A 15394-nucleotide genomic window follows, 5' to 3' on the forward strand; every position below is an offset into this window, starting at 1 on the left:
CAAGGGTCTTTCGACCTGACGTAATCGCCGAAAGTCACGTTCAACTTGCCGAACTCGGATTTCCGACGCGCCTGAACCGCATTGCGTCTGCGCGCCCAGACGCCCGCGCCGACAGTCCGTCAGCCGCAGAATTCCCGTATACGCAAACCTCCCCACACCACTAGGCGTGGCGGGGGGAGGTATGTGCTACTGGATTAGGTCGTCGCCGGCCCGGGAAGCGCACCCGGTGGCGGTGTTGCATTCTGCGGCGCACCAGGCCCTGAGGCACCCGGCACGTTCGACGTCCAGATCAGAATGTCTTGCATTCCGTCGTTGTAGACGACGCCATTGGGCGGTGCGCCGGTCACATCGAAGTACAGCGTGCCGGTCGACTCGCTGCCCTGCGGGATCGGCGCCGGGTTGAGGCTGCCTGGGGCCTGAACCTTGTCGATCACCCGGTAGTTCTGGCCGTTGGGCCCGCGGGCGATGAAGTCGTTAACCATCGGGGTAACGAGCCCGCCGTCGGACCTGGCAGTGACGTCTGCCTGGTACAGCGTTCCTTTAGGGGTGTAGCCGGGAATCGCCACGCTGCTGGGTTGCAGGTTGCTCACCGTGTAGTTGGTCACCAACGGCCCGTCGATCAGCGGTTCACTGGTACCGAATCCCTGGATGTTCGGCGGCGCGGCAGCGGCAGTTGCTGCGGCGACAACGCTGACCGCAGCTATTCCCGCGGCACCGACGGCCGTCTTGACAGTGCTCGTTGTGAACTTCACGATGGGCTCCTTATTCGCTCCTGATCGTTTGCGGTTACCCAGGATTTGGGTGAAACCGCGCAGGGTTGGCGTAGCCCAGCGACGGCAATTTCAAACGTGAGTGCATCGCGAATTGCTATGTGCGGCCTGACTAGCTGCGTAGATGGCGCGATATCTTTTTGTCCCGAAGCACGGGTTCGAACAACTTCTTTAACATTGGCATCACTGGTATTGGGATCACTTGCCGCCATTTCGGAAAGCTGACACCGCAGTAATTAAGCACCTGTCTACAGTCGTCTAACGCCGGCGCGCTGACCGGCATCACCATTCGCCAACAGTGCCCGGATCAGGCCGCCGGTGTGATGGCGCAGATTTCGTGAAAGCCCGGCAGCGTGAGCATGGGTACCCGAGACCTGCGAAGACGGCACCCGGTGAACCGCAGTCCGGCTCGCCGGTGGCCGCTGGTTGATCGCTAACCATCTTGGGTGTCGGATCTCCGGGTTAGAGCAACCTTCGACCTGTCACCATTGAGGGTGTGAGCGCCGCGATCGTGGTGGTACTGATCCTCTTGGCCATCGGCATAGTGGCCGATAGCCTCCTCCGGCTCAGAAGGTGGCTGCAGAAACCGCCTCCCGGTCCGAGCGCCCAAGCACCGTCCGACGACGACGCCGCCTGAGTCTCAGCAGCCCACCTCGATCTTGAATGGTGCGGTGAGTGAGACGCGTGGATCGTTGAGCTGAGATCCTTCGGCCGTACCAGTGATGGTGTATGTGCCATTGGCGAAGATGGCTTTCGCATCACCGGCTCCGGCGTCGGCGACGCCGGTGAAGCCCGCGAAGTTGTCGATGTTGACTGATTCCAGTTTCGGCTTTTCGGAGTCGAGCTTGAGCAACACCCGGACATTCGCGGGCGCGGCGGCGATGTTCGCGGTCAACAACCACTGAACCTGATTACAGGTGACAGCGCGCGAGGTGCGGGTGTTGTTGTCGACCGTGATCCGAGCGGTCTTCTCGGTCAGCTTTTGCGAACTGAAGCATCCCGCGCAAGACGCCACCACTACTAAAACGGTCACCACCGCGGTGACGAACCGGCTTCCCACCGCGTACCTCCATTCTGACAGCCGCCCACACGGGTGCTGTCGTCGCACGCTTTTTCTACCAGCCGCGAGGCCTTCTTCGGGAGTAAATGTGCGTGGTCGGCTAGGTGAGCGAGACCCGGCCCATTAGCAGGTCGATGATCGGCTTGCCGGCTGCGAAAGTTCCGGTGTTCGACGAATTGACGTGCCCGTAGTCGACCAGCAGGGTGACGCCGTTGATACCGGCAGCGGCGTCGCTGTTGAGAAACGCCATCACGTTGCCCATCTGCTCCGGGGTGTGGACCGTGGCGCCGGTGGCCTCCCGGTAGTCCTGCGCGAAAGTCAGCCACAGATCAGCATTGGCCCGGGCCAGGGGAGTGTCCGTCGGGCCGGGGCAGATCGCGTTGATACGCACACCTTTCGCCAGGAACGGAAATGCGTGCGTAGCGACATAGGCGTTGATGGCCTGCTTGCTGGTGCCGTAATGGCCGAAGTTGTCCGCCTCGTGGGCCTTGACCCAGGCGTCTGCCGACTCGAAGTCAGGCGTGGCCAAGAACTCCTGAAGCCGCGGTAAATCGCTCTCCCACCCAATGCCGGCCACCGAGGAGATAAAGCAGATGGCCGAACCGCGGTTCAGTTGGCCGTTGTTCATCAGTCGGTCGATCACATGCCGATGGCCGATGAAGTTGATCTTCATCAGGTCCGGACCGTCGGCGATGCCGGCGGCGGAGAACAGGGCGTCGACGGGTCCGCCGACCTGCTCGAGTGCGCTGTCGATCGATGCGGGGTCCCGAAGGTCTACCTGGATCCCTCGGCCGAGTTCGGCGGCGACCGGCGCGTAGTCCATGTTGATGACTTCAGCCCCGAGAGCACCAACGATCTTCGCCGCCGCGGCGCCCATGCCGGTGGCACCTCCGACTACCAACGCCCGCTTGCCGTCGTAGCGGAACTGCTCAATACCAGTCATTTCGATCCTCTCTTGGGACGCCAACAGTAAAGGCTCCGGTGTACTTTACGGGGAACAGATATTTGGTACAACAAGGCTGGTTGGGTGCGGTCCGATAGGTAACTCCGGGCCGTAGCGGCGCACACCGCAAGTATGCGCGGATGCCGCGGGCACCGGTCAGTGTTTGAGGAAGTCGATCGCGGTTCTTACTGGCGTCCGCTGCGGTCGACGACGCCGCGTATCACGGTGTCACGGGCATTGACCAGCGCGGCATGCTTGCCTTGAGCTCGCACGATGTTTTCCGGCATCCACAAGATGTCCATCACGCAGCGCGACAGCATCGCCAGCGACGGTGGATCCTCGATCCGGATGTCGCACGACTGGATCCCTTCCGACAACAGCGTCCGCAACTGTCGTAGTCGCATGGTGAACGCCAGCCCCGGGTTGGGCGTGTCTGGCGGCGACTGGCGCATCCACGCAAGTTGGATCTTCCACTCGTCGGGAAATTGGTCCAAGGCGTTGATGTTGACCCAACTCAGCGCATCCAGCTTCTCGACCGGGGTGGCATCCGTGCGCAGAACGCTGGCGAATCCGCCCCCCGCTTTCTTACCGAACGATTCCATGATCGAGGCGAGCAGTTCGTCTTTCGAACCGATCAGCCGATAGACGGTCCCGGTCCCCAGCCCCGCCGCGGAAGCGATGTCCCTGATGGTGGTGACCTCGTAACCTTTTCTGCCGAACTCGGCTCGTGCCACCGCACGGACGTGGGCGGCTCTGTCGTTGGCGTCGGACTCGTTTTCGTCGCTCCAGGTCTTGATTGCCGCCTCGGCGGCCGCGAAAGCAGGCGAGCCATCCAATTCCCGGTCACTGGGCGGTCGAGCGGCCAAACCGTGCAACATGATGCGGCACAAGACAGCCGCGGTCTGATCGGCTGCGGCGTTGTGTCGAACAACGTCAAGACCGACGTGCATCATGGTCTGGCAGATACGGTCGGCCAGCGTCGGAAGGTCGATATCGGATCTGATGTAGCCGCTCCACTTGCCGGCACGCAGCGTTTGAAGCATCGCCTGCTGGACCGCGGTGGGCGGCTTTTGAAGCAGTTCAACAAGCTCCGGATTTGCACTCGGCGCGTCATAGAACGACATCTGCAGAGCGGCGCGGTGCTGTACCGCGCAACGCGCGATCGCTGATCCCAACTCGACGATCTCGTCTGCGGCGGAGCGCGCGTCGGGCTTGTCCAATCTTTCGTGGGCGATCTCGCCGATGCGGTCCAAGTCGTCGTAATACCGACGGACCAGCTCAACCAGGATCGCTTCTTTCGATTCGAAGTGGTGATACAAGCTTCCCGGCAAAATGCCGGCGGCGTCCGCAATCTCCTGCAACGACGTCCGCAAGCCCGAAGAGGCGATCAATGACGCCGCAGTTTGCAGGATTTCGGTCCGGCGAGTGCCGTCGTCGTACGCGCCTCCGCGACCATCGGCTGGCGTCATGTGAGAACGTCGGGCCCGGCCAGCACGCACCAACGAATCGGCATCGGGCAAGTGTAGGCGCGCGGAGTCCCCAGCGGCTGCAGCCTCAGATGGTTGCTGAAGCCCCACGACACCTCCATGGCACCCGCCCCGACCCGGGTCGCGTGACCGGTTCCTGCTATTCAGCCCGCTCTGCGGGATACGTGACCCAATATTTGGTTTAACGCTACCAGCTTGCTGTGCAAATCGGATCTATAGCGACGGGCCGCTCCAGCGGTCGACAGCGACAACCTCGTTCAATGGGCGTCTGGGAGCGGGCCTGAAGGTGTGACCGGCACGCAGGCGCGCGACTGGCAGCAGGCAGCCTTGCGCGTAGCTTTCGGGGATCTGTAGCAGCTCCGCGACGGCGTCCTGGTGGTGCAGGTGCAGCGTCGTGACGCAGGTGCCGTAGCCACGTGCATGCAGCGCCAGCTGAAAGTTCCATACCGCCGGGAAGATCGAGCCGTACAGAGTCGCCTGGTAGAACGATTCGTCACCGTCGATGCGCGGCAGATACGGCTGGTAGCAAGGGATTACCAATAACGGCACATTCGCCAGGTTCTCGACCAGCCACTCGGTGGACGACATGAGCCGGCCCTCCGGGCTGCCGGGCGGGAGCAAATGGCCGAGCAGCTGGCCACCGACTCGGAGCAGGTAGGCGTCGCGATACAGTTCCGCGAGTTTTCGTCGCAGCGCGGGATCGGCGATGACCAACCACCGCCAGGACTGTTGGTTGGAGCCATTCGCTGCCTGCAATCCGACCCGAAGGCATTCGCGGATGTCGTCGATATCCACGGCTGCATCAAGGTCGAGCGACTTTCGGGCCGACCTGGTGGTGGTCAGCAAGTGCTCAATGTCCATGGCAGCTCATTGGGAAAACACGTTGACGCCGAGCCTTTCGCACACCGCGAAGACCTCTTCGAAGATCGAGCCGGGAACCGTGAACGGCTCGGTGGCTGACACCTCGGTGAGATGTGCTGCCACGTCGTCGGCTGTCGGGTTGCTGCCCGGCTCTGCGAGCCAACCCTCGCCGAGGCCCACGAAGACCCGCGAAAAGCGTCCGGCACAGGCCGAATAGTTGTGATGGGTGAACTCGCAGGTCCGACTGGCCAGGAACACAACGATGGGCACGACTAGCTCAGGCTGGATCACCTTGAGGAATCCCGTCTCCGCAAGCGCTTTGGGATCCCCGACTGTTTCGCTGACCATGCGCGAAAAGCCAAACGGCAGAACGGTATTAGCGAGGATACGATGCTGGGCGCCTTCGATGGCGATGACATTGGCCAGCCCCACCAGGCCCGCCTTAGCAGCCGCGTAGTGGGCTTCCAGCGGCTGTCCGAACATACCGCCAGAGGAGGAGATGAACACGAACCGGCCGTAGCCGACCGCCTTCATCTCCCGGTATGCCGGCTGGCTCAAATAGAACCCGCCGTCGAGGTGCACGCGCAGCATCCGCCGCCAGTCGGCCTGCGAAAGATCCTCGAAGGGCACGCTATTGAAGATGCCCGCGTTGCTCACCACCGCGTCGAGGCGACCGAATCGGTCGATAGCGGTGCGGACGATTGCTTCTCCACCCTCCGGGCTGTCCACCGAATCATGTGACGCTGCGGCGACACCACCGGCACGCTCGATCTCTTCGACGACCCCGTCGGCGACACTGCTGTCCGCGCCATCGCCATGCATGGATCCGCCGAGATCGTTGACTACCACTGCCGCGCCGCGGCGCGCCAATTCGATTGCATACAGGCGTCCAAGGCCGCGGCCGGCGCCGGTGACGATCGCCACTTGCCCGGTGAAGTCGATCATGGCCACTCCTCCCGAGGAGTCAGTTCAGGACGGATTCGACGAATTGCGCGCCCACCTCGACGAGGTAGCGATCAGGACCGCCGAGAAATGCGTTCCAGCTCAGCAGGCGCTTGAGATACAAATGGGCGTCGTGCTCCCAGGTGTAGCCGATGCCACCGAATACCTGGATCGCGTTATCGGCGACAGTAGCCAGCCGGCCGGCGAACGCTTTGGCGCGCATCGCGGCCAAATGCCGCTCTTCGCGATCAGCGGCGTCGGCAGCCCACAGTGCGTGGATCACGCCGCTGCGGGCGAGTTCAACCGTTTCGTACATGTCGACGCAGAGGTGCTGAACCGCCTGGAACGCGCCGATCGGCTGGCCGAATTGGCGCCGTACCTTGGCGTATTCGACGGCAAGCTGCAAGACTGCGCGCGCGGCACCGAGCGCGTCGGCAGACCAGGCGATGACCACGTCATCAGCGAGCCCCTCGATGGCATCCGCCGACGCGGTGGCCAGACGTTGCGCGGGCGCCTCGTCGAGTTCGACGCGAAACTGCTTGCGGGTCTGGTCGATTCCGGTTTGCAGTATGACTTCGATGCCCGGCGTCGACGTCTGGACGGCGAAAAGCCCTGTGCTGTTTCGTTCGTCAGCCAGCACGAGTAGGACGTCAGCGGCGGCGACGTCCAAGACGTTGTCGATCCCCCCGCGCAGCACAACGCCATCGCCCAGTGTGACGGCACTTGGGCGAGTGCCGTCGAGCGGGCCCACCGTGGCAGTGCTGGAGCCGTCTGCGATCCCGCTGAAAAGCGGTGCCGCCGTGGCGCTATCTACACCGAACCGGGTCAGTGCGCGAGTCGCCGCGACCGCAGTCGACAGCCACGGTCCGGGGTGGAGTCCGGCCCCGAGCTCCTCTAGGACGATGCCGGCCTCGACCATCGTCATGCCGGCACCTTCGTATTCCGATGGCACCAGCAGTCCCGTGGTGCCCAGATCGGCAAGCCCTCGCCAGACCGCCGCGGTGGTGCCGGTTGGATCCTCGAGCATCGGGCGGACATGCCCGGCAATCGATGCCTTCTCGGCCAGGAAGCTGCGCACGGTGTCGCGCAGCGCGATCTGCTCGTCGCTCAGTTCCAGGTTCATGAGCGGGGCAACCCCAGGACTCGCTGCGCGGTGATGTTCTTGTTGATCTGCGTCGTGCCGCCCGCGATCGTAAGCGAGCGTGATGTCAAGCGGTAGTCGGCCCATCGGCGGCCGCCAGCGTGCGACCCAAGTAGGTCGAACGCGAGCGCTGCAATCTCCTGCCCGACCTCACCCCAGATCGTCTTAGCAAGGCTGGCCGATCCGAATGCGTCGCCGCCGTGCAGAATCGCCGAGATCGAGCGCTGACACAGTAGCTCGAGATATTTGATACGCAAAGCGATTTGGCCGAGGCGCCGCAACGTCGTGGCATCTTCGAGCACGGGCCGACCATCGATGTGGACGTCGGCGAGGTCGGCTACCAGTTCCGCCAGCCGCATCTGCATCTCGGTGTAGAGGCGCGCCGCGCCGGCACGCTCGTGGCTCAGCGTCGTTGTGGCGATCCGCCAGCCTCCGTTCACTGGGCCGAGCAACGCATCCGCGGGCACCCGCACGTCATTGAAGAAAACTTCCGCGAAGTCGGCCTCGCCGCTGAGCGTGACGAGCGGCCGGACTTCGATGCCGGGCAACGACATGTCGACGATCAGGCAGGAAATGCCCTGGTGCTTTCGTGCTTCCGGGTCCGTGCGCACGTACAGCTGACACCAGTCGGCGCGGTAGCCCAGCGAGGTCCAGATCTTCTGGCCGTTGACGACGAAATGATCGCCCTCGCGTACGGCGCGGGTGCGCAGTGACGCGAGATCCGAGCCCGCTTCGGGCTCCGACATTCCCTGGCACCAGATGTCGTCGGCTCGCATCATCCGGGGGAGCAGTGTGCGCTTCTGGGCTTCGGTGCCGTATTGCATGATCGCGGGAGCGATGTTGTTCATCCCGATCACGTTGAGTGGCATCGGCACCCGAGCGCGAGTGGTCTCCTCGGCATACACCAGCTGCTCGAGCACCGTTGCGCCGCGGCCGCCGTACTCCTGCGGCCAGGAGACTGCGGCCCAGCCGGCCTCGGCCATCGTCGCATTCCATGCTCGAAGTGTCTCGAACGCGGCGTTGTCCCTGCCTCGCCGGCGGCCGGCGGCCACCACGTCGTCGGTCAGGTTTGCGGCCAACCACGCGCGCAACTCCTTACGGACCTGTTCCACCTCCGGTGGGTACGAGAAATCCACGTTTCCTTTTTTACCTCGTGTACCTCGCGCCGATTGACTGCGGCCAAGCCGGACTTTACGTTGGAACAGATATTTGGTCAACGAGATCAACGAGATCCTCGTGGTTCGGAGGTCGGCCGTGGCAAGCGACGCTCTTGGCGATCGGTTGCAGGCCCTGGGCTTGCTCGCATCTGCGCTTGCGGGCCGACCCGTGGCGGTGGCCGAATTGCAAGCAGGTGAACCCTCTTGGACGGATGGCCAGACGATTTACCTCGACGCTTCCGCGCGACCCTCCGCGAAACTCGAGGCGATTGCCGTGCAGGCGTCGATGCTCGCGGCCGGCAGCCTGGACCCTGATGTCGTGTGTCGCCTAGTCCGCCACCCACGACTGGCCAGGCGCTTTCTGGCAATCGAGGGTCACCGCGCACTGGTCGCCAACAGTGACCTGCTACCGAGCATTTTGGCTTCGGCGGGCGACCGCCATATCGCGGGCCTTAGCGACTCGCCTGCCGCATCACTCAGCATTGCCGCCGAACGGAGAGTGATCGAGGACCCGGCCCCGGAATTCGGCGTGATCCGCGCAGCGAAGCTGTTGGCGGCATGCTCCCGAGCGGCCGAACAACAGGATGAGGCGCAACCCGGATACGTCCCGCGAGACCGTGACGTCAACGAACTCCAGGAATTCGACGATGGTGAAGTCGACAATTCCGACGATCCAGATTTGTTCACCAGCCCGGTTGGCGGAGCCGGTCTTATCGGCAAGTGGCTGAAAAAGATGCTGTCGTCCGCGCGTAAGACAGGCAGCGGCGGCGGACCGCCCGGCGCTGATACCCCGACGCACCGAACGAACTCCGCCAATCGTGGTCTGTACGCCGTGTCATCACTGGCCTCGACATCGAGCGAGGACATCAACGACGGCGAAGCCAAAACCGACGGCGTGAGGTATCCGGAATGGGACGTTACGCGCAAGAGTTACCGGCCCGAATGGTGCACGGTGCGGGAAGTCGAGCCGAAGATCAAGGCATCGGCAACCCATGCGATCGACGACGCCATCAGAGTGCGGCGCCCGCTATCGCGACTTGGTATGGGTCTGCACCGCCGCCACCGCCAGTCGCAGGGCGACGACATCGACATCGACGCGGCCGTCGAAGCACGCGTCGAGGTGCGGGCCCATTCGGTGCCCGACGAGGCGGTGTACCTCGACAGCCTGCGGCGCCGACGTGATCTGTCGGTGCTCCTGCTTCTCGATGTGTCGGGGTCCGCAGCGGAGCCTGGGACGGTGGGACGCACAGTGCACGAACAACAGCTTGCGGCGGTGACCAACCTGACCGTCGCGCTGCACGACCTGGGTGATCGAGTTGCGCTGTACGCCTACTACTCTCAAGGCCGGCGCGCGGTCAGCATGGTGCCCGTCAAGCGATTCGACGACCATCTCGACTCCCAGGTCATGAGGCGGCTGAACAGTCTCCAACCCGGCGGGTACTCCCGCCTCGGGGCGGCCATCCGGCATGGCTCGGCGGTGCTGGAGGCACGCGGAGGAACGTCGCGGCGGCTGTTGGTGGTGCTGTCAGACGGACTCGCATACGACCAGGGATACGAGCGGCCCTACGGAGCCGCGGACGCACGCCGCGCCTTGATCGAGGCCCGCCGCCGGGGCACTGGCTGCGTGTGCCTGACGATCGGCGCGGGAACCGACGTGCAGTCGCTGCGCAGAGTCTTCGGCAACACCGCGCACGCGACGATCGCGCGCCCGGATCAGCTCGCGGGTGTGATCGGGCCGCTGTTCCGGTCCGCGCTGCGCTCGGCAGAGGTTCGCCGAAAGGTGTCGTGACGAATACCTGATGCCATGTCCCAGAACACAGTTGGCGCACCACCGGATCGGACCCTCTCATAGGGACACTTGAAACAAACATCTGTTCCGGTTAGGCTCCAATCACCGCAGTGCGGCGGGCAGAAGGGAAGCTATGGCCAACGAGTCCGGGCTCGGCTGTCGAAATGGCGTGATCACCGAGGCGGAGAGCGTGCGGCCTTACTACAAGACGATCGGCAGCGAAGAGGCCATCTTCAAGGCGGCATACCGCCAGGGCCTGGCACTCGTCCTGAAGGGGCCGACGGGTTGCGGCAAGACCCGCTTCGTCGAGGCGATGGCCTACGACCTCGGCCGGCCACTGATTACCGTCGCCTGCCATGACGACCTCACCACCGCGGATCTTGTCGGTCGGTATCTGCTGCAGGGCGACGAGACGGTGTGGGTGGACGGTCCGCTGACGCGGGCGGTGCGCGAGGGAGCGATCTGCTATCTCGACGAGGTGGTGGAAGCCCGGCAGGACACTACGGTGGTGCTACATCCGCTTGCCGATCACCGGCGGCAACTGCCCATTGAGCGTCTGGGTGTCACGCTGGACGCGGCGCCCGGATTTGGCCTTGTGGTGTCCTACAACCCCGGCTATCAAAGCGTGCTCAAGGACCTCAAGGATTCGACACGCCAGCGGATGGTCACCGTCGAATTCGGCTTCCCCGCAGCCGATGTCGAAGAGGGGATCGTTGCACACGAGGCAGGCGTGGACAACGCAACTGCAGCCGAGCTGGTGCGTTTGGGGCAGGCTATCCGGCGGCTGGAAACCGGCGGGTTGCGTGAGGTCGCGTCAACCCGCGTGCTGATCGCGGCGGGCAGGCTTGTCGCAGAGGGCCTGACCATGCCAGAGGCGGCTCGGGCTGCGATCGCTGGGCCGCTCACTGACGACGTAGCGGTGGGCAAGGCTCTGGGCGAGATGATCGAAATCTATCTGGGCCGGGCGGGGGCTGGTGATTGACGCTGCATATCGCCGCCGCTAGGGTCTGAACAAATATTAGGTTTGCGGAACGGCGCGCGTGAGTTTGCCACCCGGGAGGTCAGATGTCCTACGAAAGCAGCGCAGAGCCGATCAAGGTCGGCTACCTGATGGACTTCACGCTGCCACCGATGTTTCCCGAGGAGATGAAGGCGGATTTCACCCGGTGCTTTGACCTCATATTCGAGGAGGCCGTTGAACTCGGGTTGCTGGACCGTCCGGTACAGATGATCTACCGCGAAGTGGAGGGTTTGCCCAAGGGATCGGTCAAGGCGGTGATCGATGCGTTCGGCGAGCTTGTCGACGAAGGCTGTTTGGTGGTGTTCGGACCACACATCACCGACAACTGCGTGCCCACCCGCGAAGCGATCGAAGAGCGGTTCAAGGTTCCGGCGATCGCCGTTACCGGCACCGACGACTGGTTGGGCGAGTGGACATTTTCCTTCCCGCAGGGCTCGATGACCGACGAGCCGATTTTCATCGCGGATCTCGTTGCCAAACGCGGACTCTCCGAAATCGGAGTTCTCGTCGAGCGGAACCTGATCGGCGAGAGCTACCTGAAGAATTTGCGAAGCGCGTGTCGGCGCAAGGGTATTCGCATCGTCGCGGAAGCGGCGATTGCCCAAACCGCACAGGACATCAACGAAGCCGTGCGTAGCCTTCACGATGCGAAAGCCGAAGCGATCGTGCATCTCGGCTTCGGTTTCGGGATCGTGTTCATCAACCCCGCGCTAGAGGCGGTCGATTGGGACCCGCCGCGATTCACGACTACCGCTTTCCAAAATGCCTGGGTGAATCCGATCATGTGGAACGCGTTCATGGGTTGGGTCGGGGTCGACCAATACGACGAAGAGAATCGGCTCGGCCAGGATTTCCTCGACCGCTACGCCCAAAAGTACGGTGGCAGACGTCCCGAGTATTGCGTACCGGTGGTCAACCGTGACGTCGCGGCCACTCTCGTGCGTGCATTCAACGACGCGCATCCGCTCAGTCCGCGTGGGGTCAAAGAGGCATTGGAGCGGGTGAAGATGATGCCCGCCGCCTCAGGTGCGCCCGGGACCCGAGTGTCATTCGGCAAGTGGACGCGGCGGGCGTGGATGGGTGCCGGCTATCTGGTGGCCCGCACTCTCGACGCCGACGGCGTCAACTCGCACCTGGTCGATCGCTTCGGAGAGGAAGGCTGACTCGATGTCCACGGAACAGTCCATACCATTGCAGGCGGAGGAGAAGCCCACCCGGCCGCGCGGAGGCGAAAAGCGCGGATGGGGAGGATGGGTTGCCGGCGCTGCCGTGGCGGCGTTCGCGCTCTTTTTCATTGCGAACTGCCGCGTAGCGCTCGACCCCCGCGTCGCCAATCCGAACGTGCACGGTCGGCCGCGCCCCGTCAGGTTCCTCTTCGGCTTGGATTACATCGCTTTCCTGCAGATCTCCACCGTCATCATGCTGCTGGTGCTGCTCGTGGTGTTCATCAGGGGCTGGCGCCGCAATCCGGGCAGTCCGGTGATGCTGATGTTCCTCTGCTGCACGCTGATCGTGTGGCAGGACCCGATCATGAACTGGGCGCCGTTCGCGGTCTACAACCCCGATCTCATCCACTGGCCGGAGTCGTGGCCGCTGGTGTCGCTGTCGCCGAGCGTCGAGCCGTTCGTGGTATTCGGTTACGTGACTTTCTATTTCGGCCCTTATTTCCCGGCGATCTGGATCCTGCGCAAACTGCAGGCGAAATACGGGCCCACGAGTTTCGTGTCGCGACATCCGCTGGTCTGCCTGGGTCTGCTGACTTGTGCGATCGGTTTCGTCTTCGACGCATGGCTGGAGATCCAGCTCGTCCACACCGGCATGTACATCTACTCGCAGGTGATCCCCTGGGGCTCGGTATTCACCGGCACCACGTTCCAGTTCCCGCTGATCTGGGAGTCGTTCTCGGTGACCTTCGTGATGGTGCCGGCGGCGATACTCTGCTATCGCGACGACACCGGGAAGTCGGTGGCCGAGAAGCTCGCGGCGAAAGCGAAGATCTTCCCCACGCGCCCGGTGCTCGGCACCTTCCTGGTGATGTTCGCGATCATCAACGTGTCCTACTTCGCCTACGGCGCATGGTTCGCCGCCATCAAGATCAGCAAAGCGGCGACTTCGGTCGCCTGCCCGTGGCCTTACCCCGAAGCCAAAGTCTATGATCCACAGGGCTTTTACGAGAAGGCAGGCGCACAAGGCCCGTTCTCGGTCGGGATGTGGTCAACGTGGGCGAGCGGCCAGCCGAATGGGCGGCCGCACGTCGACCCGCCGCCGGCGGGTCAAGGCGCCTGTGCGACCGCGAGCAAGAATGGTTGAGCCGCGCACCGTCGTCATCACCGGTGCGTCCCGCGGACTGGGGTTCGCATCGACCGTGCGCCTGTATCGCGAGGGGTGGCGCGTGGTCGCGGCCATGCGGACACCCGACCGCGGGCTTCCGCTGCTACGGCAGGCGACAGGGGCCGGTGAAGACGACGACCGGCTGATCGGTGTGCAGCTGGATCTGTTGGACACCGCGTCGATCGCCGCGGCGGCTAAAGCAATCGAAGAAGCCGTCGGGGCACCCTATGCGCTCGTACACAACGCCGGGATCTCCGCCGCCGGAATGGTGGAGGAGACCGATATGGCCCTGTGGCAGAGGATGTTCGCCACTAGCGTCCTGGGTCCGGTCGCGCTAACCCAGGCTCTGCTGCCGTCGATGCGGAGGGCGGGCGAGGGACGCATCGTGCTGGTATCCAGCGCGGCCGGGGTACGCGGTCAGCCGGGCACCGCGCCGTACTCGGCGGCCAAGGGAGCGTTGGAGCGGTGGGGTGAGTCGATGGCGTGTGAGATCGCGCCCTTCGGGCTCGGTGTCACCGTACTGGTGGCCGGCACGTATGACACCGAGATCATCACCGACACCGGCACCACCGACGACCGCGATTTCGACGGCCCCTATGCGCGGCTGCACAACACGATGAACACCCGCGGGCGCTTCGCGGTGAGTTTCGCCCGACCACCCGAGCGGTTCACCGACGGACTTGTCAAGGCGCTAGCTGACCGGGGGCCGTTTCGCCGCCGCGGCGTGGGCCCGGACGCCTCGATGCTGTTGGCTTTCAACAGGATTCTCCCGACTTCGGGCATGCACCACATGTCTCGAATCGTGTTGGGGATACCCAGACAGGGGTCGATGCGCGGCGGGGCGTATCCGTTGACCGCGGGCCAACGGGCGATGGTGTTGGTCGCGCGCGTTCTTCCGCAGCCGGTATTGCAGCGCTTGGCGTCGTTGGCGGCCAAGCGCCGCAAGGGAACTGAAGGGTAACTATGGAACAGCTTTTCGACGACCTCGAGGATTTTGGCTCATTCGACGACGCGATCTCCGGCGACGTGCGTGACCCGTATACCGAACTCGCGCGGCTGCGCCGCGACGAGCCGGTGCAGCGACTTGAGACGTCGGGAGCGCTTCCGCACGAGGAATCGCTGCCGATGTTCATCGTGTATCGCCACGAGGATGTGCAGCAGATGCTGCGCGACAACGAGACGTTTTCGTCGGCGGCCGTTATCGCCGCGTTCGGGCCGGTGCTGGGTGAAGGCGTCATGCTCGGCATGGATGAGCCCATCCACGGCCGCTTGCGTTCGTTGATATCGAAGGCGTTCTCGCAGAAGTCATTGGCGCGCTGGCAAGACGAGTTGGTCGGCCGCGTGGCGAACAGCCTGATCGACAACTTCGCGCCCAATGGCAAGGCGGATTTGGTGAAGGAGTTCACTTTCGACTATCCGAGCCAGATCATTGCGGGTCTGTTGGGCTTGCCGGAAAAGGATTACCCGCAGTTCCAGCGGTGGTCGATTTCGCTGCTGAGCTGGCTGATGAACCCGGAACGTGGGCTCGCGGCATCGGCTGCCCTGTGCGATTACTTCGCGCCGATCCTCGAGGCCCGCCGCGCCGAGCCGAAAGACGACTTGATCAGTGCGCTCGGCGCGGCCGAGATCGATGGTGAAAAGCTCGCGGACGAAGAGATCTTCTCGTTCCTGCGGCTGCTGTTGCCCGCCGGCGTGGAGACGACCTACCGGTCGCTGGGCAGCCTGCTCTTCGGGCTGTTGTCGGATCCGCGGCAATTGGACGCGATCCGCGCGGACCGGTCGCTGCTTCCGGCGGCCATCGAAGAGGGTGTGCGGTGGGAACCACCATTGTTGACCATCACCCGGGTGGCGACCCGCGACACCGAACTCGGTGGGGTGGCGATCCCGGCTGG

Annotated in this window: 14 protein-coding genes; 6 read left to right on the forward strand and 8 right to left on the reverse strand. The window is 63.8% G+C overall.

The features are described from left to right. Positions 1–194: 194 nt before the first annotated feature. The 8 genes from VEI45_RS11780 to VEI45_RS11815 all read right to left on the reverse strand — a co-directional run bounded on the left by VEI45_RS11780 (position 195) and on the right by VEI45_RS11815 (position 8340). Positions 195–752 (reverse strand): MPT63 family protein, encoded by a 558-nt coding sequence (locus VEI45_RS11780; protein WP_324853315.1) that lies wholly within the window; start codon positions 750–752, stop codon positions 195–197. Positions 753–1410: 658 nt separating this feature from the next. Continuing rightward, the gene (locus VEI45_RS11785) at positions 1411–1830 is read right to left on the reverse strand and encodes a lipoprotein LpqH (RefSeq protein WP_324853317.1); all 420 of its coding nucleotides are present in this window, start codon (positions 1828–1830) and stop codon (positions 1411–1413) included. A gap of 100 nt (positions 1831–1930) precedes the next feature. Next, positions 1931–2773, reverse strand: coding sequence for an SDR family oxidoreductase (locus tag VEI45_RS11790; protein ID WP_324853319.1), 843 nt, complete (start codon positions 2771–2773; stop codon positions 1931–1933). A 185-nt stretch (positions 2774–2958) separates the two neighbouring features. After that, positions 2959–4242 carry a TetR/AcrR family transcriptional regulator gene (locus tag VEI45_RS11795; RefSeq protein WP_324853321.1) on the reverse strand — a complete coding sequence of 428 codons (1284 nt, stop codon included), beginning with the start codon at positions 4240–4242 and terminating at the stop codon, positions 2959–2961. 231 nt (positions 4243–4473) lie between these two features. Further along, positions 4474–5121 (reverse strand): nitroreductase family protein, encoded by a 648-nt coding sequence (locus tag VEI45_RS11800; protein ID WP_324853323.1) that lies wholly within the window; start codon positions 5119–5121, stop codon positions 4474–4476. A 6-nt stretch (positions 5122–5127) separates the two neighbouring features. Further along, complete coding sequence (locus tag VEI45_RS11805; RefSeq protein WP_324853325.1) at positions 5128–6066, reverse strand: SDR family NAD(P)-dependent oxidoreductase; 939 nt, start codon at positions 6064–6066, stop codon at positions 5128–5130. A gap of 19 nt (positions 6067–6085) precedes the next feature. Then, on the reverse strand, positions 6086–7186 hold the full coding sequence (locus VEI45_RS11810; RefSeq protein WP_324853327.1) for an acyl-CoA dehydrogenase family protein: 1101 nt from the start codon (positions 7184–7186) through the stop codon (positions 6086–6088). Beyond that, entirely contained in the window at positions 7183–8340 is a 1158-nt protein-coding gene (locus VEI45_RS11815; RefSeq protein WP_324853329.1) for an acyl-CoA dehydrogenase family protein, read from the reverse strand. Before VEI45_RS11815 ends, VEI45_RS11810 begins: the two co-directional genes overlap by 4 nt. Before the next feature lie 118 nt (positions 8341–8458). On the opposite strand from VEI45_RS11815, the gene VEI45_RS11820 reads away from it, so the two are divergent. The 6 genes from VEI45_RS11820 to VEI45_RS11845 all read left to right on the forward strand — a co-directional run. Beyond that, positions 8459–10150 carry a nitric oxide reductase activation protein NorD gene (locus VEI45_RS11820; protein WP_324853331.1) on the forward strand — a complete coding sequence of 564 codons (1692 nt, stop codon included), beginning with the start codon at positions 8459–8461 and terminating at the stop codon, positions 10148–10150. A gap of 133 nt (positions 10151–10283) precedes the next feature. Continuing rightward, on the forward strand, positions 10284–11132 hold the full coding sequence (locus tag VEI45_RS11825; RefSeq protein ID WP_324853333.1) for a CbbQ/NirQ/NorQ/GpvN family protein: 849 nt from the start codon (positions 10284–10286) through the stop codon (positions 11130–11132). A gap of 83 nt (positions 11133–11215) precedes the next feature. Beyond that, positions 11216–12334 carry an ABC transporter substrate-binding protein gene (locus VEI45_RS11830; protein ID WP_324853335.1) on the forward strand — a complete coding sequence of 373 codons (1119 nt, stop codon included), beginning with the start codon at positions 11216–11218 and terminating at the stop codon, positions 12332–12334. Positions 12335–12338: 4 nt separating this feature from the next. Then, a complete protein-coding gene (locus VEI45_RS11835; protein WP_324853337.1) occupies positions 12339–13481 on the forward strand; it encodes a spirocyclase AveC family protein in 1143 nt (380 codons plus the stop codon). Beyond that, a complete protein-coding gene (locus tag VEI45_RS11840; RefSeq protein ID WP_324853338.1) occupies positions 13474–14463 on the forward strand; it encodes an SDR family NAD(P)-dependent oxidoreductase in 990 nt (329 codons plus the stop codon). The genes VEI45_RS11835 and VEI45_RS11840 overlap by 8 nt, the downstream gene beginning before the upstream one ends. A 2-nt stretch (positions 14464–14465) precedes the next feature. Beyond that, positions 14466–15394, forward strand: a 929-nt coding sequence (locus VEI45_RS11845) for a cytochrome P450 (RefSeq protein ID WP_324853341.1), incomplete at its 3' end; no start/stop codon positions are given.

It is taken from the genome of Mycobacterium sp., from assembly GCF_035623875.1.
GTDB lineage: Bacteria > Actinomycetota > Actinomycetes > Mycobacteriales > Mycobacteriaceae > Mycobacterium.